The organism is Chryseobacterium kimseyorum, from assembly GCF_025971945.1.
GTDB classification, from domain to species: Bacteria; Bacteroidota; Bacteroidia; order Flavobacteriales; family Weeksellaceae; genus Chryseobacterium; species Chryseobacterium kimseyorum.
Window position 1 is genome coordinate 115417 of sequence record NZ_JAPDHW010000007.1, and the last position, 21322, is coordinate 136738.

Sequence of the window (21322 nt, forward strand, 5' to 3'; positions counted from 1 at the left end):
TTAATAGCAATTCAAAAATACTAAAATATCTTGTATAAATTTTTAAGATTTAGCAGTTTGATTGTGATGATTATCGTAAAAAAATGTTAATTAGATTGATGTTGGATGTTTTTTTGTAATTTTGCAACTTATAGCATTATTTAAATTATATAAAAATTATATGCCCAATCAGAAAATACTGTACATTACCACAGAGATGTACCCTTATCAGGAAGACACCAATTTAGGAACCGTGGTAAACAAAATGGCACTTAAAATGCACCAAGAAGGCAATGATGTAAGAGTTTTTATGCCACGATTTGGACAGATAAGTGAAAGGAAATTCCAGCTTCACGAGGTAATCCGCCTTTCTGGGATGAATATTATCATCAACGATTTAGATCAACCCCTTATTATTAAAGTAGCATCCCTTCCGGGAGAAAGACTTCAGGTTTATTTTATTGATAACGAAGAATATTTCAAAAGAAAACAATATTATTTTGATGACGAAGGCGTAGCTTTCCCTGATAATGATGAACGTGCGATTTTCTTTGCAAGAGGAGTAATCGAAACGATTAAAAAATTAAACTGGGTACCTGATGTTATTCACCTTAATGGCTGGATGGCTTCATTTATTCCTGTTTATCTAAAAACATTCTATCAGTCTGATACTTATTTCAAAGACGCAAAAATTGTTCTGTCACTGTATAATGAGAAAGATGCTCCTTTAGATAAAGGTATTGCAGAAAAATTACAGTTTGATAATATTTCAGGTTTAGATGCGTTGAATAATCCAAGCTTTCAAAGTTTTGTGATTGAAAGTATGAAGTACGTAGATGAAGTTGTAAAAGGTGACGAATTTTTGGATGGAGATTTAGATGTTGCTTTCAATGAAACGACAACTTCAAAATCTGAATATCTAGACGTAGATTCTATCAATAAACTATATTAAAAGAAATTTTGATGATTTATAATATGAAAAAAGCCTTCACTATACTATCGATGGTGATTTTTGGCGGAATGCTGGTATACAATTGTGAACCAGATCCGGATTCTCTTGGCGAACAATTATTTTTGGACGGAGCAGCAAATGGTAATGAAGTTGCTTATGATGTCATTGCATATAATATTGATAATAAAGATAGTATACAGAGTGATGCTTCAAAAATTTTAAGTTCAGCAACCTTAGGTGCTTTTTCTACAAGCCAGTTTGGAATGCAGAAAGCGGCATATTACACACAATTGAGACTGCCGGCGTATGACCCTGATTTTGGGGCAAGTGCACAGGTAGATTCTGTGGTACTCGTTATTAAACCACAATATGCTTCAGATTCTATCACAACAACTACTGATGAAAATTATGTCTATCCAGATGGATCAGTAGCCGCAAAAAAAGTGGTAAATACATATCCTGCAACCAAATATGGTAAAACGAAGGCGAATGGAGGAAATTTAACTGTTAAGGTACATGAAGTTACTGAATTTTTAAATGGTTATAATGATATAGCTTATTCAAATACAGTTTATCAGACTGGACAAGAATTAGGTTCTAAAACTTTTAATGGTTCTGTAAATTCTATCGTTATAACGAAGGATTCTGATGCTAGTTCACTATTCACTTCAGAAGTTGGATTTAGGATACCATTGTCAGCATCTTTCTTTAAAACTAAAATTATCGATAAAAAAGGTCAGCCTGAATTAAAAGATGTTTCAGCTTTTATTAGATATTTCCGAGGTTTGAAAATATCTGTAACTGAATCTGATGGATATTTAGTGCAGTTTTCACCATCAACTGCTGAGTTAGTGATGTACTACAAATCTATTGATACAGGCGCTACTGCAAGTACTCAGAAGAAATATGCATTCTCGATAGGAACTGGAAATGTTCATATCGGAAATTATAATTATGAACGAAAGGACTCTGCGGTAGGAGCTGCGAATTTAGCCAGTAATACAGCAACTGGTGATGGTACTCTTTTCGCTCAAGGAATGGGAGGTAATTCGATTGGGGTTAAATTTCCTGAGGCTACAATTAATACCTTAAAAAATTTATATCAAAACAATAAAGCAGCAATTATTAGTGCAAAAATCAGAATTTTTACAGATAAGGTTGAATCAGCTAAATTCCCTAAGCCGTCTTTGATGACTATAGTGCAGAGAGATTTAGACGTGACAGATCTTGCTAACCCCAAAGTGACTACAGCTTTCACAAGTGATCTTCTGCTGTTATCAGGTACACCTAATTTTGCTTACCTTAAAGCTTATGATTTAGATAAAAATCCTGCATACTACGATTTTACAGTTACTCAATCGTTAAAAGATATAGTGGAATCTACAAAAGGATATGAATATTACAAAAATAGATACTTTAAGATAGACATTGGTAGTTTTTTACCTTCTTCTACAACAGGTGCTTTGGCGGGATATCAATATACTACGAGACCTTTTTCTTTAGATAGAGCTGTATTCAAAGGAACTGTGCCTAATGATCCTTATGAAATTAAATTAAGAGTTACTTACGGTACAAAATAAAAAAAATAAAAAACACTCAAATAAGTTATGTGCGGAATAGTAGGTTATACAGGTTTTCAAGATGCTTACGATATAGTTATTAATGGTCTTAGAAGATTAGAGTATAGAGGTTATGACAGTGCCGGAATTGTTTTGGAAGGTGAGAATAGTGCATTCGAAGTTGAAAAAACAAAAGGTAAGGTTGATGATCTTGTAAATATCTCAAGTAAGCTAAAAGGATATGCAAAAGTAGGAATGGGACATACCCGTTGGGCTACACATGGTGTACCAAGTGATAGAAACTCTCACCCTCATGTGTCAAACAATGGAAAAATTGCTATAGTTCATAATGGAATTATAGAAAATTACGATACAATAAAAATAATGCTTACGGATAAAGGCTTCACTTTCAAGTCAGAAACTGATACCGAAGTTTTAGTGAATCTCATCCAGTATTTTATGAATGTGAACGCTGAAACAGATTTTCCTACAGCAGTAAGATATGCTCTAAATGAAGTGTATGGTGCTTATGCAATTACCGTAATGCACGAAGATTATCCCGGGGTTTTGATTGTTGGAAGACTTGGTTCTCCATTGGCAATTGGAATTGGTGATAAAGAGTATTTTATTGCTTCTGATGCATCTCCCTTTGTTGAATTTACAAAAGAAGCTATATATTTAGAGGAAGGTCACATGGCCATTCTTTCTTTAGAAAATGGCGTAGATATCAGAACTATAAATGATAACTCTAAAATTGTTCCTGAAATTCAGGAACTTAAATTAAATTTAGAGCAAATCGAAAAAGGCGGATACGAGCATTTTATGCTTAAAGAAATCTTTGAACAGCCGAAATCTATTCATGATACCATGAGAGGTAGACTTCTCGTTGAAGAAGGAATTATCAAAATGGCTGGAATTTGGGATCATCTTGAGAGATTCAAAAATGCTAACAGAATCATCATTATTGCTTGCGGAACTTCATGGCACGCAGGTCTTATCGGTGAATATTTGATTGAAGAATTTGCAAGAATTCCTGTAGAAGTTGAATATGCTTCAGAATTCAGGTATAGAAATCCGATTATTACAGATAAAGATGTGGTGATCGCAATCTCACAGTCAGGTGAAACTGCAGATACAATGGCAGCTTTAAAACTTGCAAAAGAGAGAGGTGCATTTATTTATGGTATCTGTAACGTAGTTGATTCATCCATTGCAAGAATTACAGATGCGGGTTCATATACACATGCTGGTCCTGAGATCGGTGTGGCTTCTACAAAAGCGTTTACTGCTCAACTCACGATTCTGTCGCTTATCGCATTAAAATTAGGTAAGCACAATGGAAATTTAGGAAATGCAGAATTTATGAGCTTGGCAGCTGAATTAAGTGCTATTCCTAAAAAGATTGAAGAAGTTTTAGAAGCTACCCATGAGCTAACTCAGGAAATTGCAAAAGATTTTATCAGTGCAACGAATTTCCTTTACCTGGGAAGAGGTTACAATTACCCTGCAGCTTTGGAAGGAGCGTTAAAACTGAAAGAAATTTCTTACATCCATGCAGAAGGGTATCCTGCAGCAGAAATGAAGCACGGCCCCATTGCATTAATTGATGAGAATATGCCAATTGTTATTATTGCACCTAAAAAAGGTCATTATGATAAGATTGTGAGTAACGTACAGGAAATTAAAGCAAGAAAGGGGAAAGTTATCGCTGTTGTTAATAAGGGAGATACTCAGGTAAAAGCTATGGCAGATTACGTTATTGAGATTCCTGAGACTTCAGAGTGTTTTTCACCTATCGTTGCGTCGGTTCCTTTGCAGCTACTGGCTTACTACATAGCAGTTTATAGAGGTGCGAACGTTGACCAGCCAAGAAACCTTGCTAAATCTGTAACTGTAGAGTAAAAATACTTGCAAATAAAATAAATTTAGATTTTTTTCGTTATTCTAAAAAAAATCTTAAAAGTTTCTTAAAAAAATTATATATTTACGGCTTAATTATAAAAATTAACATGAAAAGGATATTTCTTTTATTATTGTCTGCGTCGGTAGCATCGGTATCTTGTTCAGGTGGTGGATCTTCTTCTGTAGGGAAGCCAGGAACAAAAGGGGAATTGATACCTAGAGAAAAAACAAAATCATTTGTTGCAGAAAGACCGTATGGTATGGTTGCCATTCCTGGTGGTTCTTTCGTTGCAGGTTTAGCTGATGTGGATTTCACAGACAGCCCTGAAAAAGCAGCATTGAAAACTGTAACTGTTTCATCTTTCTTTATGGATGAGGCTGAAACTACTAATGCAGAGTACAGGGTGTTCATTAACTACGTTAGAGACTCTATTGCAAGAACTATGCTAGCTGAAGCTGCCGGAGAAGGTGGTGAAGGTGGTGGTAGAGGTACAGGCATCGGAGACTATGCTTACCTTGCAAAAAAAGAAGAGAATCTTACTGCATACCAAGAATATCTTGAAGGTGCAGGTGGAAGAGACGGCTTTGATGATACTAAAAAATTAGACTGGAAAATTCCATTACACTGGAATACCTCTAAATATCCTGATGTTGAATATGCTGAAGTTTTAGAATCTATGTATTTACCGGCTTCTTCTAGAGTTGGTAGCGAAAGACTTCTTGACGTTAGTAAATTAAAATATAATTATAAGTGGGGAGATATGGATGTTGCCCTTGCTGAAAACGAAAGAGGTGTAAACTACCTTAGAAGTGAAAGCATCGCAATTTATCCTGATACTACAGTTTGGGTAAAAGATTTCCACTTTACTTATAACGAGCCATTGTTTGAACAATATTTCTGGCACAAAGCTTACAAAGACTATCCTGTGGTAGGAGTTACTTGGGATCAGGCTAGAGCATATTGTAATTTCAGATCTAAATTAAAGACTGATTACAATGAAAGCATGAAGAGAAAGAAACAAAGACCATTAACATTCCGTCTTCCGACTGAACTAGAGTGGGAATATGCTGCAAGAGGAGGAAAGCAAAATGCTACTTATCCTTGGGGTGGACCTTATTTGATGGACGACAGAGGTTGTTATCTTGCAAACTTTAAGCCAAAAAGAGGAAATTATATGGAAGATGAAAAATTAGGTACTTATACTTATACAGCTCCCGTTAAAAAATTCAAGAAAAACAGTTTCGGATTGTTTGATATGGCAGGAAACGTTTCTGAGTGGACAGCATCTGCATACAACAATTCATCATATGGTTTCTCTTCTACTTTAAATCCTTCTACTAAGGATAACGTAGATACCAAAAGATCTGTGAGAGGTGGTTCTTGGAAAGATGTTGGATATATGTTGATGACTGGTGCTAGAGATTTCGAAATGAAAGACTCTGCAAGAAGTTACATCGGATTCAGAACAGTACAGGATATCCCTGAAGCTGCTGTTAAAGCAAAAAGAATTAACAGATAAGAATTTATTCAAATAATTATTTTCAGAAACAATTTTATTTAACATTAAAAAAAACTAACTTATATGTTTAAGACTAAAGATGCTTGGATGAATTTCTTCTATTCATTCGGTGCTGCAATTGTAATTCTTGGAGCTTGGCTAAAAATTACTCACATTTCATTTGGCCCAATTAACGGTAACATCGCACTTACAGTAGGGCTTGTTACAGAGGCAATTATCTTTATTATTTTCGCTTTTGACCCTCCAGCAGCTGAAGAGTCTTACCACTGGGAAAATGTTTATCCTGAATTATTAGACAAACATGCAAACCCAAACCCATTACATTCTAATGTTTCTTCTAGAAATACAGTTGATCATTTTGCAGAATTAGAAAATTCTTTATCTAGTAAATTAGATAAGATGCTTCAGGACGCTAAACTTGATGTACAGTTATTCGACAGATTAAGAACAGGAATCGATAAGTTTTCAAGTTCAGTAGATCAAATCAACCAAACTGTTGATGTTTCTGCTTCTACTCATAAATACAACGATCAGTTAAACAAAGCTGCTCAACACATGGAAAGCATGAACGCTTTATACGCAATGCAGTTAGAAAGCGGTCAGAGACAATCTGAATTCGCTAAGAAGTATGTAGCTGATATGCAGAAATCTGCAGAGCATTCTGAGAAATTTAATCAAGAATTACAAGGTTTAACTACCAACTTAAACAGCTTAAACAGAGTTTACGGTGGTATGTTAACTGCAATGAAGTCATAATCCCGAACCATTAATTTAATAAAAAACTAAAGAAAAGAGAATGGCAAAAGGAAAACAGACTCCACGTCAGAAGATGATCAACCTAATGTATTTGGTGTTCATCGCAATGATGGCCCTAAACATTGATGTTGAAATTATCAGATCATATTATGATTCTACTAGAGCATTAAATGAAACAAGACATTTAACTGAAGATAAAAATCAGGATATTTTCGAAGTAACCTTAGAAGCAAAAGCTCAACAGGTTCCTGATACTTATGCTCAACCTTGGGAACAATATAAAGTTTTGAAAGGTAAAATTGACGGTTTAGTAGGTTCTGCTGAAGAAATTAAGGGAATTTTGAAGAAGAATTCTGAATTTTTTGACAAAGATCCTAAGACTGGAAAAGATATGGATGTCAGTGAGAATTTTTCTGCACTGAACAATAACGAGGCAACTACAGAATATTTCTTTAAGGAGGGTGACGAAAATAGTCCTTCTCCAAAAGCTTTAGAGCTTAAAAAGAAAATGGATGATGTCAGAGCTTATATTGTTTCTACTTTTGGAAATAACCCACAGTTATTGAAATTAGTTGACAGAGCAAACAGATCTATCGTTGCGGAGTATCCACAGGGTAAATCTCCAAATGGAAAAACTTGGTTTCAGAATAAATTCTATCACCAGCCGCTTATCGCTGCAATTTCAAACTTAGAGATTATTCAGAACGATGCAAGAAATGTACAGTCTGATGCATTAGCATTAATGCTTCAGGAGAAAGTTGATGCAAGCATTAAGTTTAATCAGTATGAAGCAATTGTTTCTGCACCTTCAGACATTCAGTCTGGTAAAAAAGCTGAAGCAGTTATTATGTTAGGAACTTATTCTAACAGTAATAAAATCAGCATCAGTGGTGTAAGCAGACAGGAGAACGGTAAAGGATATCTTCCTTTAAATACCGGAGGTCTTGGTGAGAAGAAAATTGGTGGTGTTATTACATTAACAGATGCTACAGGAAAAGCTCAGCAATTCCCTTTCACACATACCTATAATGTAATTGCTGGTCCTCAACAGGTAAAACTTGAGAAAGGTCTATTGCTTTCTGCGGATAAGATGAACGTAATGTATAGAGGATTAGAAAATCCAGTGACAGGATCTATTCTTGGCGCGGATAATTCTCAATTGTCTTTATCTGCTCCTGGTGCAGTTGTTAAAAATACTGGAAAAGGTAAGTGGAATGTAACTCCTTCAACAGGTAATACGGTACAGTTAACACTTTCAGGTGTTGACCCAACAGGAAGTAGAGTTTCTCAGGTATTTGAATATAGAATTAAAGGTATTCCTAGACCACAGGGTCAAATTAGATCAAAAGCTGTTAATAGTATGCCTGCAGAGTCAATCAAAAATCAGATTGTTACAGCAGCTTTACCAGATTTTGACTTCCCAGTTTCATTTACAGTTAATAGCTTTATTCTGAAACTTCCAGGTAGAGCGGGTACAATGATTCAAGGTAGTTCATTGTCTGCGGCTGAAGGACTAACAAGAAACTTAAGACCTGGTGATGTAGTGTATATTTATGATATTCAAGCAACTGCTACAGGTCTTGGAAATCAAAGATTGAAAGAAATTTCACCTGTTGTAATCAATGTTCAATAAGATTAATTTGTAAATTCATAATATGAAAAAATATATTAGCAGTCTTTTAGTTTTAGCTTCTGGGTTTGCATTTTCCCAAACGATTCTAAATGCTTCTTCCCCAGAAGAATTCAGACAGATGAGAGCTGAAAACATGAGAAAAGTGGGAGATACTGTTATTAGCAATAAAGTAAAACCACTTGAGTACGGTTTCGTAGATGATAAAGATATCCTGAAGAGTATGATGGTTTGGGAAATTATCGATATGAACGATAAGATCAATCAACCATTCTACTATGATAATCCAAATGGTTTATTATCTAAAAATACAAGATCATTATATCAAATTTTATTAGATGCTGCACTAAATCAGCAGATCGATGAAGTATATGATGACGAGAACTTCACTACAAAATTGAGTCCTGAAGGAATTCAGAAAAAATTAGAAAGTGTAAGATTAGATGATGAAGCAATCGAAATTATCAACTCTGGTAGACCATTGACTGAGGCTGAAAAGCAACAATACACAGATTATATTAAAACTACAACTGAGAAAGTTAAAGTTCTTAAAATAATGGGAATGTGGTTCATTGATAAGAGAGATGGTCAAATGAAATATAGACCACTTGGTATTGCTGCAATGGGTCCAGATCCAACTTCAATCGGAAGAGTTGGTCCAGACGGGCAACCTTTAGCTGGCGCTGATGAATTAGTAGATCTATTTTGGGTATACTATCCAAAAGCCAGAGATATCTTAGCAAATAATTATGTTTTCAATAGAAAAAACTCATCTGCAGATTTATCTTTTGACGATATCATCAATGCTAGAAGATTCTCTTCTGTAATCTATAAGTCTTCAAATGGTTTAGGTGATGGAGTTATCAAAGACTATATCCCTAGAAATGCTGAAGAGCAGTTGCAGGAAAGCGACAAAATCAAAGAACAGATTCTTCAAATGGAGAATGATATGTGGAATTACTAAATTTCACTTGATATTTATAAAAAACCTGAGTACTTTTACTCAGGTTTTTTTATTATGAAAAATGTAGATTATATTATAGTAGGCGATGGGTATGCAGCCTTATTTTTTGCCCACCAACTTACCAGAAATAAGAAGTCATTTGTTATTTTTTCTGAAGGCAGGAAAAGTGCATCACAAATATCTGCAGGAATTGTAAACCCCGTGGTTCTTAAGAAATTCACTACATTCTGGCTGGCACAGGAGCAGTTAGATTTTCTTAAAACTTCTCTTGATGAAATAGAAGAATATACAGGTGTAAACTATTTGATTAAAGCATCCATTCACAGAATTTTTCATGATGAGAATGAGCAGAAATCGTGGCTTAAAAAATCGCAAAGTGAAGAACTCGAAGGATTTTTAGATAAAAATTTCGAACACTTAGAGGTAGTTAAAAATGATTTTAATACAGGAATAGTAAAACAGTCAGCGAGATTAAATGTTCAAGGCTTTTTTAATGATCTCTTAACGTTTCACCAAACTAATTCCCGACTGATCAGTGAAAAATTTAATTATCACGAATTAAATGTTGCAGAATCGACCTATCACGATTACAGGTTTAAAAATATAGTTTTCTGTGAGGGAATGGGAGTTAAGAATAACCCCTACTTTTCAGATATTCCGGTGATTCCAAATAAAGGTCATCATATTAGAGTGAAACTTTCTCAGCCAATTCCTGAAAATTTGACCATCAAAAAGAAACATTTTTTATTTCCATTAAATAATGGAATGTATTTTTATGGTGGAACTTATGATAGAGAACAGCTTCATGAGCATATTGATGAGTCTGCCATTGAACAACTAAGGAATGGTTTGTCTGAGTTTTACCCTTTAGATTTTGACATAGAAGAAGTTCATTTTGGTTTCAGGCCTACCGTCAAGGATCGGAGGCCAATTGTAGGAAGGCATCCTGTACATGCCGATTTATATGTTTTTAATGGTTTAGGTGCTCGGGGAATTCTCAACGGTTGTTATTTCTCCAAAAGTTTATATGACCATATTGAAAATAATAAGGATCTGCCTAAAGAAATTTCTCTAGAAAGATTTCCCAACAAAAAAGACGCTTAGTGAAGCGTCTTTTTTGTTATTGTGAGGCCATCTTTGTGTCAGCCTGATTTTTTTTCCCGTGAAATAAAACCATATCCACATCTTTTTGAAGAAATGTAACTTCTGTCTTGGTATTCGTAAACAGATATTTATTGTCTTCAGTTGAAAAACCTGCTGTTTCATGATTTTTTTTCAACTCGTAAGTTCTACCATTTAGATGCACAGTGACAATATCTTTGGTATTATTCATAATAATTTCCATTTCATCGCCGTGACGATCTGAAACAGTTTCTTTCGTAATTTCATCCTGAGATTCCGGTACTGAAGCTGCCATGGTGACATCAAGGTCTTTTGAAGAGTGTTTACACGCTGTAAACGAGAGGATTATAAAAAATCCGAGAACTAACTTTTTCATTTTGAATTGTGATTTTAAAAATTTTCATGTATGTTGTGATGGTGCGGTAAAATTACAATTATTTTTCTTTAAAATATGTTAATTTTTAATAATTTAAACATTTTTACTAGTGGTTTGGGATGATAATTTTATGTTAAATGTAATTTCTGCTTCTGTCATACGCTTTTTCAGCTGAATTCAAGAAGAGTTAAATTTTGTTAATAGTGAATTGACTATTAAAATCTACACTTACCTTTGCCACTTCAAATGAGAAACTACATCGTATACTTTTTGACCAGCCTTTTTTTGCTATTCGTAGTAGAGAGCAAGCTTAATGTCAAAACTTTATACAATGACTTTTCTGGTCATATTTCTCACAACTATCCTGAAAAGCCGGATCAATCGAATCATTCCGTACAGAAAGTCTCGCTACAACAGTCATCCGACAGCAATGATAACTTTTCTTTGGAATTGGCCGAGGATGATTTTCAGTTATCGGATACTATGCAGGCAATCGTTGTCTTCGCAAGTGTTTTCGGGTTGATCTATTCATTTGGTCTATTATTTAAGAAAAGGGTTAAACCTTCTATTTCTGAATTTTTACAGCATTACAAATCTGTAAAAACGTTTATTCTGATCCGTTCTATCAGAATCTAAAATTTCATTGTAGCTACTATTTTTTGTTCCCAAACCGGGAATGAAAAGCTTTGCATTGTGTTTATTCTGATTTCACAATGTAGATATTCCCGAATTTTTTATTCAAACTAAACTTTTAACGATTTTAATAATACTCTCGATTATGATGAAAAGAGTTGTCTCAGGCGTTATCTTAGGCGCTACACTTTTACTTGCAAGCTGCAACGAAAAAAAGGAAGAAAAACAAGAAGATTCAGTGTATCCGGTGACATCACCTGTAAAAATGGATACGATTATTAACAAAGATTTTGTCGCTCAGATTCAGTCGGTGAAAAACATCGAAGTTCGAGCTCAGGAGAAAGGTTTCCTCGAGAAAATATATGTTGATGAAGGTCAATATGTAAGAGCCGGACAAACACTGTTCAGAATTATGCCGCAGATTTATCAGGCAGAGTTGCTGAAAGCCAGAGCAGAGGTAGAACAGGCTTCTATTGAACTGAAAAATGCAAGTACGCTTGCCAGCAATAATATTGTTTCAAAAAATGAAAGATTAATGGCGAAAGCGAAGTTGGATGCTGCCAATGCAGAGATGAAATTAGCGCAAATCCATCTTTCCTTCACAGATATTAAAGCTCCATTCTCCGGAGTGATCGACAGAATTCCATTGAAGTTGGGAAGTCTGGTTGATGAAGGTGATCTTTTAACAACACTTTCAGATAACACTAATATCTACAGCTATTTCAATGTTTCAGAACCGGAATATCTAAATTATCAGACTCATGTCGCAGATCGCGGAAGCCAAAATGTAAGTTTAATGATGGCTAATGGCGAGATGTTTAATCAGCAGGGAGAAATTCAAACTATCGAAGGTCAGTTTGACAATGAAACAGGTAACATTGCTTTCAGAGCTAAATTCCCAAATCCTGAAAAGCTTTTGCGAAATGGTGAAACAGGAAAGGTCAGAATGACTTTACCACTAAAAAATGCTTTGATCATTCCACAGAAGGCAACCTATGAAATTCAGGATCAGAAATATGTTTTTGTGATTGATCAAAACGGCGTTGCTAAATCTAAAAACATTAAAGTTTCTTATGAGCTTCCCGATATCTATGTTGTTTCTTCCGGAATTTCTCCAAATGAAAAAATACTGTTAGAAGGCGTTCAGAAAGTAAAAGACGATCAGAAAGTGAAAGTGAAATTTCAGGATCCGAAAAAAGTTCTTCAGAATTTAAAATTAAAAGCAGAATAATAGTACATGATAATTGATAAGAGATCATTGATCTATCATTCAAAATTCATCATTAATAATTTATAATTATTGTATGTTTAAAAAATTCATTCGCAGACCTGTTCTGTCAATTGTAATCTCGCTGATTATTGTTTTTATGGGAGTTTTATCTTTAATGAAACTTCCAATCACTCAGTTTCCTGCGATTTCTCCACCCAAAGTTAATATCACGGCTACTTATCCGGGAGCCAACAACGAATTGTTGGTCAAAGCAGTAGTCATTCCTTTAGAGCGCTCATTAAATGGTGTTCCCGGAATGAAATACATGACTTCGGATGCCGGGAATGATGGAGAGACTTCCATTCAGGTAGTTTTTGATTTGGGGACTGATCCCAATGTTGCTGCAGTAAATGTTCAGAACCGTGTTTCATCTGCAGTAAATAAACTTCCACCTTTAGTTGTACGTGAAGGGGTAAAAATTACCCGTGAAGAACCGAATATGCTGATGTATATTAACCTGTACAGTGACGATCCTAAAGCCGACCAGAAATTTCTTTTCAATTACGCAGATATTAACGTAATGTCTGAACTGAGAAGGGTGAGCGGAGTTGGTTTTGCCGATATTTTGGGAACTCGTGAATATGCAATGCGTATTTGGTTAAAACCCGACCGTTTAACAGCTTATAATATTTCAGCAGATGAAGTAATGGAAGCTCTTAACGAACAAAGTCTAGAAGCATCGCCTGGAAAAACCGGGGAAAGTTCCGGGAAACGTTCTCAGTCATTCGAGTATATCTTAAAATATCCGGGACGTTTTAATAATGAAAAAGACTACGGAAATATTATTCTTAAAGCTAAATCGGCAGGAGAATTTTTAAGATTAAAAGATGTTGCCGATATAGAATTTGGGTCGTCGATGTACGATATTTATTCTACATTAAACGGAAAACCGTCTGCCGCAATTACAGTAAAACAGTCTTACGGATCCAACGCAAGTGACGTTATCAAAAATGTGAAAACCTTAATGGCTGATCTTGAGAAAACCAATTTCCCGAAAGGAATGCATTATGACATTAGTTATGATGTTTCAAGATTCCTGGATGCCTCGATTGAAAAGGTAGTTCATACTTTGTTTGAAGCCTTTATTCTGGTAGCGATAGTGGTGTTTTTATTCTTGGGAGACTGGCGTTCTACGTTGATCCCTGCGATTGCAGTTCCGGTTTCACTGGTAGGAACTTTCGCGGTGATGTCCGCATTTGGAATTACTTTAAATATGATTTCGCTTTTTGCATTAGTCATGGCCATCGGAGTCGTCGTCGATGATGCAATTGTGGTGATTGAAGCCGTTCACGCCAAGATGGAAGAGAAAGGGCTTTCGGCATTAAAGGCGACTGAAGAAGCAATGCATGAAATCAGCGGTGCGATTATCGCGATTACGTTGGTAATGGCGGCTGTATTTATTCCCGTGGCATTTATGTCGGGTCCGGTTGGAGTTTTCTACCGTCAGTTTTCGATTACAATGGCATCATCCATTATTCTGTCTGGAGTTGTGGCATTGACTTTAACTCCGGCTTTATGTGCTTTAATTTTAAAAAATAATCACGGAAAAGCGAAGAAGAAAGGTCCTGTCACGATTCTTTTAGATAAATTCAATAACGTATTTACTAAAGGTGCCGGGAAATATGAGAACTTACTGAAGAAAACCGTCACTAAAAAGTTCATCACACTTCCTTTGTTATTGATTTTCTGTGCGTGTACTTACTTTTTAAGCAATTCATTGCCTTCAGGATTTATTCCGGGTGAAGATCAGGGGATGATCTATGCAATTATTCAGACACCACCTGGTTCAACGTTAGAAAGAACCAATCAGATTGCGAAAGAACTGTTGAAAGAATCTGAAGATATCGATGGAGTACAGTCTGTTTCTTCACTGGCCGGCTACGAAATTCTGACGGAAGGAACGGGTTCAAACTCAGGAACATGTTTGATTAACCTTAAAAGTTGGGAAGACCGTTCAGAATCTGCCGCGGAAATCATTGAAAAGCTTGAAGAAAAAGCCAAAAATATTCCGGGAGCCAATATTGAATTCTTCCAACCTCCGTCAATTCCTGGGTATGGAGCTGCAGGTGGATTTGAATTGAGACTTTTAGATAAAGCAGGAAGCGGCGATTACCAGAAAATGGAGCAGGTGAGTACTGATTTTGTGAAGGAATTAAAAAAACGTCCGGAATTAGGTTCTGCGTTCACTTTCTATTCTGCAAGTTTCCCTCAGTATATGCTTAAAATAGATAATGATCTGGCCGAGCAGAAAGGTGTGAGTATCGAGAAAGCGATGGATAATCTTTCTACCTTAATCGGCTCGAACTACGAAACCAGTTTTATCCGTTTCGACAGACCCTACAAGGTGATTGTTCAGGCAGGTCCGCAGTATCGAGCATTGCCAAGTGATTTGTTGAAATTATATGTGAAAAACGATAAAGACCAGATGGTTCCGTATTCCGATTTTATGCATCTGGAAAAAGTATATGGTCTTTCCGAAATCACGAGACACAATATGTACAATTCTTCTGAGGTGAGCGGAACTCCGGCTCCGGGATACAGTTCCGGACAGGCAATCAAAGCCATTCAGGAAGTTGCCGATAAAACATTACCAAGAGGCTTCGGAATCGACTGGGCAGGAATTTCCAAAGATGAAGTGGGCCGTGGAAACGAAGCTGTCTACATCTTCCTGATCTGCTTAGGATTTGTTTATTTAATTCTTTCGGCGCAGTATGAAAGCTTTATTCTTCCTCTACCAGTGATTCTTTCACTGCCTACCGGTATTTTCGGAGCGTTTTTATGCCTTAAATTATTAGGATTGGAAAACAATATATACGCCCAGGTTGCGATGGTCATGCTGATCGGACTTTTAGGTAAAAATGCTGTATTGATCATCGAATTTGCCGTTCAGAAAAAAGCAGAAGAAGGAATTCCTGTCGCACAGGCAGCCATTGAAGGAGCAGCAATCCGTTTCAGACCGATTCTGATGACTTCATTTGCATTTATTGCCGGATTAATTCCTTTGGTAATGGCAACCGGACCGGGAGCGGTGGGGAACAGAACGATTGGTACCGCTGCAGCAGGAGGAATGCTTTTGGGAACCGTTTTCGGATTGATGATTATTCCCGGACTGTATTACATTTTCGGAACCATTGCCGATAAATCCCGACTGGCAAAATATGAAGAAGAAAATCCGTTAACCGAACAAACAGAACCTTACCAACACGATGATAAACATGAAGATTTACAGTAAATATATAGCAGCCATCGCCTTATCGCTTGTTTTAGCAAGTTGTAAAGCGCCAATGGCAACCGTTATTCAGGACGAAGTAAAAAATAATATTCCTGAAAATTTTAATCAAAACGAACAGCAGGACGAAAATACCAACAGCGGAACTACGCCCTGGAGACAGTTTTTCACAGATCCTAATTTGGTAAGTTTAATCGAAACCTCTCTGAAAAACAATCAGGAGCTAATGATTACGCTTCAGGAAATAGAGATCGCAAAAAGCGGAATCGTTGCCAAAAAAGGTAGATTAAGTCCATCGGTCAGAGCAGGACTGGGAGCCGGAGTGAGTAAAGTCGGCCGTTACACGAGCGAGGGAGCCGGAGATGCCTCCACTGAAATTGAACCGGGAAGAGAAATTCCCGATCCGCTGGGTAATTTTGAAGGTGGCTTAATGGCCAATTGGGAAATAGACATTTGGAAGAAACTGAGAACAGAAAAGGATGCAGCCGTTGCCCACTATCTTTCAACGGTGGAAGGTAAGAATTTTGTGCTTTCAAATCTGATCGAAGAAGTGGCTGATAATTATTATGAATTGTTGGCACTGGATAATCAGTTGGATATTATTCAGCAGTATATCAAACTGCAGACAAGAGCTTTGGAAATTGCTAAAATTCAGAAGCAGGCGGCGGCTGCAACCGAATTGGCTGTGAAAAAATTTGAAGCCGAACTGGCAAAATCAAAAGCTACAGAGTACACGATCCGTCAGCAGATTACCGAAAAGGAAAATCAGATCAACGCGCTTTGTGGACGTTACCCTCAACCGATTGTGAGAACGAAGGAAAGTTTTATGTCGATTATTCCGCAGACTGTTTATACGGGAATTCCATCTCAGTTATTGGCAAACCGTCCGGATATTAAGCAGGCAGAACTGGAATTAAAAGCAGCTAAACTGGATGTTGAAGCTGCAAGAAAAGAGTTTTATCCATCGTTGGAAATCTCAGCAACCTTAGGATTGGAAGCTTTTAAACCTTCTTATCTGGTTAAATTGCCCGAGTCAATCGCTACAAGTTTAGTTGGAGAATTGGCAGGACCGCTAATCAACAAAAGTGCGATCAAAGCTAATTTTCAGACAGCAGATGCAAAACAGATTCAGGCTTTGTACGAATACGACAAAACCATTCTGAATGCCTATCTTGATATTTCAAACCTGATGTCTAAAGTGAAAAATATTGATCAGTATTATCAGTTAAAGTCTCAGGAAACGCAGGCTTTAGATCAGTCCATCGATATTGCCAATCAGCTTTTCAAAAACTCGAGAGCCGATTATCTGGAAGTTTTGTTGAACCAGAGAGACGCTTTAGATGCAAAAATGGAATTGATTGAAGCCAAAGAGAAACAGTTAAGTACCGTTGTCGATATTTACAAAAGTTTAGGCGGCGGCTGGAAATAAGTTAGTTTTTTATTCATATATCATTATTTCAATCGTGAGTCCGGTTCTGTTTTCAGAGCCGGGCTTTTTATAATATTAATGTAATTTTTTTAAATCGTCATATTTGATTATATTAGAGGTAAACCACCTCTAATGTCAGAATTTATTAAAAAAATTATTAAAGTAGGAAGCCTTGAAAATATAACTAAGTTGTATGAACAAGGTGAAATTTTTTGCAGTACGATGAAATATTTTAAAGATTGCGAAAAACCAGATGCAAGATTTGATAGACTTGAAGGTTCAATCGAAATAAGTCAATTTACAACATTAACAATTTACAATGATAAAAAAGAAATCATTTTATCAAAAAATAGTAGTCCTAAAACGATACCATTGAAAAAGGGTTTTTTATCTAAATTTGATTCTAAAATTCAAGGTAATTTTTTTTGTTGTACTGCTATAACTGATGAAAATGAAAACTGTTTTCTTGATTCAAACTTAGGGGCGTACAAGATTGATGAAAGATTTTTAGAATTTGGTGATACAATGTTGATAATAAATAATCCTACTCATTTTATTTTATCAATGCAAGAAGAGATACGAAATTTAGGTTTTACAAATAACGAAAGTTTAGTCGAATACTACGACTCAAATATAGATAATATGCAGCTGTCAATTTTTAAAAAGGATAAAAACTATGAATACCAACAAGAGCTGAGATTTTATATTGAAAATGATAATGGAAATCCAATCAAATTTTATATCGGCTCACTAAAGGATTATTCACAGATAATAAAACTGAAATAAAACTGAGGATGTCCTGAGATTCAAAAATCTAAGAATAAAATGGATGATTTGAATGTACGCTTGTTGATGTGTATTAAAAAATTTATTTCTTCGTGGGAATGATAGCGCAGAAAATAAATATTTCAAATTTTTTATTATTTTTCAAATAATTGAATTTCCATAATAAAACACGTCGAGTTTTGTCGCATTACACCTATAGCTTTGCAGTATAAAATCTTAAGGCTATGGAAATCCCGTTTTATTTAGGTTTCAGAGAATTTGAAAAAAATTATTACAACAATCTTGAACTTTGGTTTGAGCAATATCACAATACGAGCGAGACCGATTTTCTTAAAAGTCTTGTCGCACTCTACAAGCCCTATTTAAGTTACAGTTTCACAGCAGACCAACTTCAGGCTGATGCAACCGTTCAGGTGAAAAACTGCTACTTTTCATCATTGGAGAACTATGGAATCTCATTCAATATTGACCAGGATTCAGAACATTCAAAAACAAAACTTAATCAGATCTCAGAGGCAAAAACCATTTCTATGATGGAATATGCGCAATGTGTTCTCGATAAAATCAATGCGTATTTTCAACAACGTCGGATTTCAATGAAAGAAAATGAAACCGTGCTGGATTATTTCAATCATTTCGAAATCATTACGCTGAAAGAAAAAAACGGATATTGCCTGAATTACGATCAGCATCAGAAAACGCTACCTTTCTTAAAAGCCTATCTGCCACATTTTGGAAGCACAGTCGATATGTCTCTGTACAGGAATTTTTACTTTTCGGTGGTGAGAATTGCCGAATTTATAGACCAAAAGCTTAAGGCTATCGAAGCATTTGATCAAAGCATCTACAGCGAATTGAAATCTGAAGCTATGTTGAAAATCCATATGAGAGGGCACAGTTTTCTTACGATTTGCAACTGATTTTTTCAGGAGCTTAATCCCGCTTGTAATTTATATTGAACAAGGTCGAAGTGTTATATCATTCTCGCCAATGCTTGTTCTGCACAGCCAATTTTTAAAAAAGATTTCTTTACAATCCGGACTACGTTAGAAGTCTTTCATTAAACACCAAACATTCATACATCATTATATTGTTGGAATGCATTTTATTGGAGTGTATTTCAAGCAGAAATCCAGATCATTGATCTGGATTTTGTTTTTTTAATAAAATGATGATGTATATTATGTCGGAAAAATGTCTGAACAAATACTTGATTTGTTAGGTTTTTTAGAATTTTCAATAAAGTCTAAGATGTTTAAAATAAAAAAAGCGTTGAAAATCAACGCTTTTGCAGAGAGGAAGGGATTCGAACCCTCGATACAGTTACCCGCATACTACCTTTCCAGGGTAGCTCCTTCAACCACTCGGACACCTCTCTATGTTTTGAAGACTGCAAAAATAGGCTATTTTATTGAATTACCAAATTCTTATTTTCTTTAGTCACTAATTTCACCACAAATATTTCTCGAGAAATTATCCGCAAAATTTCCGCTGTAGTTTGGGTTGTTGATCAGGTGCATGGCTTTCGTAATCGCAGATTCTGCCGTCATATCTCTTCCGCTGATGGCTCCGATCTTTGCAAAAATGTTGCTGTTTTCGTATTTACCAAATGAAATTCCGCCAGAAATACACTGGCTTACCACTACGATTTCAGTTCCGTTACTTCTGATTTGTTGCAAGGTTTCCAAAGTCTTTTCACTGCTGAAAATCGTTCCTGAACCGAAAACCTGCAAAATCAGGACTTTCATTTTTGGAATTTCTTTAAAATGATTCAGTTTCATACCCGGAAAAATTCTCCAGAACAAAACGTCCTCAGAAATATGCTCGTCTACATGAAACTCAATTCTGCCATCACAACGGAAGAGATTGTCTTTGTCAATCTTAAGATGCACTCCCGATTGCCCGAGAATAGGGTAGTTCGGACTTGCGTATGCGTCAAAATACTCCGCAGAATATTTTAAAGTACGGTTTCCTCTTAATAATTTATACTCAAAATAAATCGCAACTTCCTGAATGACCGCTTCATCCTGTTCGTAAAGGCTTGCATAATAAAGACTTGTCAGAAGATTTTCTTTTGCATCAGTCCTCAAGTCTCCAATGGGAAGCTGTGAACCGGTAAGAATAACAGGTTTTGTTAAGCCTTTCAGCATAAAACTCAATGCTGAAGCGGTGTACGACATCGTGTCTGTTCCGTGAAGAATCAAAAAACCATCGTATTTTTTATAATTATCAAAAATATAATTGGCAATAATTCTCCATTCTTCTGGTCCCATATCAGATGAATCGAGCGGTTTTGCGAAAGGATGTACGAAAACTTCACATTCCATGAGTTTCATTTCGGGCATTTTCTCAAAAATATTTCCGAAATCAAAGGCGCGGAGACTTCCGGTTTCGTAATCTTTTTCCATACCAATCGTTCCACCGGTATAAATCAGAAGGACTTTTCGCTTCATTTTAAATTTAAATTAAAAGTTTTGAGTTTCTTTTCAGGTTCAGAATTTCAAAATTACGTTAATTTGCAAAGATTAGAAAATAGATGGAAGATTTAGCAAAAACTTACGAGTACCTGAAGCAGTTTTTAACGGATGAAAGATTACAGAAAATTGAACATTTCGCTCCCGAAAGTTCAGATTTTGTACTTCCTGTTTTGGAAGATGTCTATCAGTTCAGAAATGCTGCAGCCATCGTACGGTCTGTTGAAGCTTGTGGTTTTCATAAAGTAGTGGCCTTACAGGAAGAAAATAATTTCGAACCCAATCTAAAAGTCACGAAAGGAGCCGACACTTGGGTTGAAGTAGAGAAACTTCCCAGAAACATGGAATCTTTCCAAAAAATTAAAGATAAAGGCTATAAAATCGTCGTCGTTTCTTTGGAGAACAACGCTACAATGCTTCCTGAGTATGAAATTACAGAACCGATTGCTCTTGTCTTCGGAACTGAAATGGAAGGCGTTTCTCAGGAGATTTTAGATTTTGCAGATGAAACTTTGGCGATTCCGATGTACGGTTTTACCCGAAGTTTTAATGTTTCTGTTGCCGCTTCGCTTTGTATGTACGAACTGAAGCAAAAATTGCTGAAATCTGATATTGATTATAAACTTAACGAAGAAAAGCTTCTGAAAATGAAAATCCGTTGGGCGGTGAATTCTATGAGAAGTGGGGAGCAGATTTTGGCGAAATATCTAAAAGATAATAGTATTCAATCGTAAAATCTGT

General features: G+C 35.9%; 17 protein-coding genes and 1 tRNA gene. 15 read left to right on the forward strand and 3 right to left on the reverse strand.

The features are described from left to right. Positions 1-160: 160 nt before the first annotated feature. From OMO38_RS11520 to OMO38_RS11555, 8 genes are all read left to right on the forward strand, one after another. The gene (locus OMO38_RS11520; RefSeq protein ID WP_264750322.1) at positions 161-931 is read left to right on the forward strand and encodes a glycogen/starch synthase; all 771 of its coding nucleotides are present in this window, start codon (positions 161-163) and stop codon (positions 929-931) included. A gap of 11 nt (positions 932-942) precedes the next feature. Next, the gene (locus OMO38_RS11525) at positions 943-2511 is read left to right on the forward strand and encodes a DUF4270 domain-containing protein (RefSeq protein WP_264750323.1); all 1569 of its coding nucleotides are present in this window, start codon (positions 943-945) and stop codon (positions 2509-2511) included. 27 nt (positions 2512-2538) lie between these two features. Continuing rightward, positions 2539-4392, forward strand: a complete 1854-nt coding sequence (gene glmS / locus OMO38_RS11530) for a glutamine--fructose-6-phosphate transaminase (isomerizing) (RefSeq protein WP_264750324.1) — start codon at positions 2539-2541, stop codon at positions 4390-4392. Between the two features lie 107 nt (positions 4393-4499). Continuing rightward, a complete protein-coding gene (gene porK, locus OMO38_RS11535) occupies positions 4500-5912 on the forward strand; it encodes a T9SS ring complex lipoprotein PorK/GldK (RefSeq protein WP_264750325.1) in 1413 nt (470 codons plus the stop codon). A gap of 63 nt (positions 5913-5975) precedes the next feature. Continuing rightward, the gene (gene porL / locus OMO38_RS11540; protein ID WP_264750326.1) at positions 5976-6668 is read left to right on the forward strand and encodes a type IX secretion system motor protein PorL/GldL; all 693 of its coding nucleotides are present in this window, start codon (positions 5976-5978) and stop codon (positions 6666-6668) included. Positions 6669-6708: 40 nt separating this feature from the next. Further along, entirely contained in the window at positions 6709-8301 is a 1593-nt protein-coding gene (porM, locus tag OMO38_RS11545) for a type IX secretion system motor protein PorM/GldM (RefSeq protein WP_264750327.1), read from the forward strand. Positions 8302-8323: 22 nt separating this feature from the next. Further along, positions 8324-9262, forward strand: a complete 939-nt coding sequence (gene porN, locus OMO38_RS11550; RefSeq protein WP_264750328.1) for a type IX secretion system ring subunit PorN/GldN — start codon at positions 8324-8326, stop codon at positions 9260-9262. A 54-nt stretch (positions 9263-9316) separates the two neighbouring features. Continuing rightward, a complete protein-coding gene (locus OMO38_RS11555) occupies positions 9317-10366 on the forward strand; it encodes an NAD(P)/FAD-dependent oxidoreductase (protein WP_264750329.1) in 1050 nt (349 codons plus the stop codon). A 16-nt stretch (positions 10367-10382) separates the two neighbouring features. Here OMO38_RS11555 and OMO38_RS11560 read toward each other — a convergent pair whose 3' ends face one another. Beyond that, on the reverse strand, positions 10383-10760 hold the full coding sequence (locus OMO38_RS11560; protein ID WP_264750330.1) for a hypothetical protein: 378 nt from the start codon (positions 10758-10760) through the stop codon (positions 10383-10385). A 246-nt stretch (positions 10761-11006) separates the two neighbouring features. Here OMO38_RS11560 and OMO38_RS11565 point away from each other — a divergent pair, with 246 nt between their 5' ends. From OMO38_RS11565 to OMO38_RS11590, 6 genes are all read left to right on the forward strand, one after another. Continuing rightward, the gene (locus tag OMO38_RS11565; protein WP_264750331.1) at positions 11007-11396 is read left to right on the forward strand and encodes a hypothetical protein; all 390 of its coding nucleotides are present in this window, start codon (positions 11007-11009) and stop codon (positions 11394-11396) included. Between the two features lie 145 nt (positions 11397-11541). Beyond that, the gene (locus tag OMO38_RS11570) at positions 11542-12624 is read left to right on the forward strand and encodes an efflux RND transporter periplasmic adaptor subunit (RefSeq protein WP_406567317.1); all 1083 of its coding nucleotides are present in this window, start codon (positions 11542-11544) and stop codon (positions 12622-12624) included. Positions 12625-12697: 73 nt separating this feature from the next. Next, entirely contained in the window at positions 12698-15895 is a 3198-nt protein-coding gene (locus OMO38_RS11575) for an efflux RND transporter permease subunit (RefSeq protein WP_264750333.1), read from the forward strand. Continuing rightward, positions 15879-17321 (forward strand): TolC family protein, encoded by a 1443-nt coding sequence (locus tag OMO38_RS11580; protein WP_264750334.1) that lies wholly within the window; start codon positions 15879-15881, stop codon positions 17319-17321. The genes OMO38_RS11575 and OMO38_RS11580 overlap by 17 nt, the downstream gene beginning before the upstream one ends. A 132-nt stretch (positions 17322-17453) precedes the next feature. Next, positions 17454-18107 (forward strand): hypothetical protein, encoded by a 654-nt coding sequence (locus OMO38_RS11585; RefSeq protein ID WP_264750335.1) that lies wholly within the window; start codon positions 17454-17456, stop codon positions 18105-18107. Positions 18108-18331: 224 nt separating this feature from the next. Continuing rightward, entirely contained in the window at positions 18332-19027 is a 696-nt protein-coding gene (locus OMO38_RS11590; protein ID WP_264750336.1) for a hypothetical protein, read from the forward strand. A gap of 371 nt (positions 19028-19398) precedes the next feature. Here the strand turns inward: OMO38_RS11590 and OMO38_RS11595 are convergent. Both OMO38_RS11595 and OMO38_RS11600 read right to left on the reverse strand, forming a co-directional pair. Next, positions 19399-19485, reverse strand: a tRNA-Ser gene (locus tag OMO38_RS11595). A 58-nt stretch (positions 19486-19543) separates the two neighbouring features. Next, complete coding sequence (locus OMO38_RS11600; RefSeq protein WP_264750337.1) at positions 19544-20560, reverse strand: asparaginase; 1017 nt, start codon at positions 20558-20560, stop codon at positions 19544-19546. 83 nt (positions 20561-20643) lie between these two features. On the opposite strand from OMO38_RS11600, the gene OMO38_RS11605 reads away from it, so the two are divergent. Further along, positions 20644-21315: a TrmH family RNA methyltransferase gene (locus tag OMO38_RS11605; protein WP_264750338.1), complete on the forward strand. Its 672-nt coding sequence runs from the start codon at positions 20644-20646 to the stop codon at positions 21313-21315. Positions 21316-21322 lie beyond the last annotated feature (7 nt).

Coding starts and splice junctions, on each gene's coding strand:
- OMO38_RS11520 (WP_264750322.1), top strand. CDS start 161: ATGCCCAATCAGAAAATACTGTACATTACCACAGAGATGTACCCTTAT.
- OMO38_RS11525 (WP_264750323.1), top strand. CDS start 943: ATGATTTATAATATGAAAAAAGCCTTCACTATACTATCGATGGTGATT.
- glmS (WP_264750324.1), top strand. CDS start 2,539: ATGTGCGGAATAGTAGGTTATACAGGTTTTCAAGATGCTTACGATATA.
- porK (WP_264750325.1), top strand. CDS start 4,500: ATGAAAAGGATATTTCTTTTATTATTGTCTGCGTCGGTAGCATCGGTA.
- porL (WP_264750326.1), top strand. CDS start 5,976: ATGTTTAAGACTAAAGATGCTTGGATGAATTTCTTCTATTCATTCGGT.
- porM (WP_264750327.1), top strand. CDS start 6,709: ATGGCAAAAGGAAAACAGACTCCACGTCAGAAGATGATCAACCTAATG.
- porN (WP_264750328.1), top strand. CDS start 8,324: ATGAAAAAATATATTAGCAGTCTTTTAGTTTTAGCTTCTGGGTTTGCA.
- OMO38_RS11555 (WP_264750329.1), top strand. CDS start 9,317: ATGAAAAATGTAGATTATATTATAGTAGGCGATGGGTATGCAGCCTTA.
- OMO38_RS11560 (WP_264750330.1), bottom strand. CDS start 10,760: ATGAAAAAGTTAGTTCTCGGATTTTTTATAATCCTCTCGTTTACAGCG.
- OMO38_RS11565 (WP_264750331.1), top strand. CDS start 11,007: ATGAGAAACTACATCGTATACTTTTTGACCAGCCTTTTTTTGCTATTC.
- OMO38_RS11570 (WP_406567317.1), top strand. CDS start 11,542: ATGAAAAGAGTTGTCTCAGGCGTTATCTTAGGCGCTACACTTTTACTT.
- OMO38_RS11575 (WP_264750333.1), top strand. CDS start 12,698: ATGTTTAAAAAATTCATTCGCAGACCTGTTCTGTCAATTGTAATCTCG.
- OMO38_RS11580 (WP_264750334.1), top strand. CDS start 15,879: ATGAAGATTTACAGTAAATATATAGCAGCCATCGCCTTATCGCTTGTT.
- OMO38_RS11585 (WP_264750335.1), top strand. CDS start 17,454: ATGTCAGAATTTATTAAAAAAATTATTAAAGTAGGAAGCCTTGAAAAT.
- OMO38_RS11590 (WP_264750336.1), top strand. CDS start 18,332: ATGGAAATCCCGTTTTATTTAGGTTTCAGAGAATTTGAAAAAAATTAT.
- OMO38_RS11600 (WP_264750337.1), bottom strand. CDS start 20,560: ATGAAGCGAAAAGTCCTTCTGATTTATACCGGTGGAACGATTGGTATG.
- OMO38_RS11605 (WP_264750338.1), top strand. CDS start 20,644: ATGGAAGATTTAGCAAAAACTTACGAGTACCTGAAGCAGTTTTTAACG.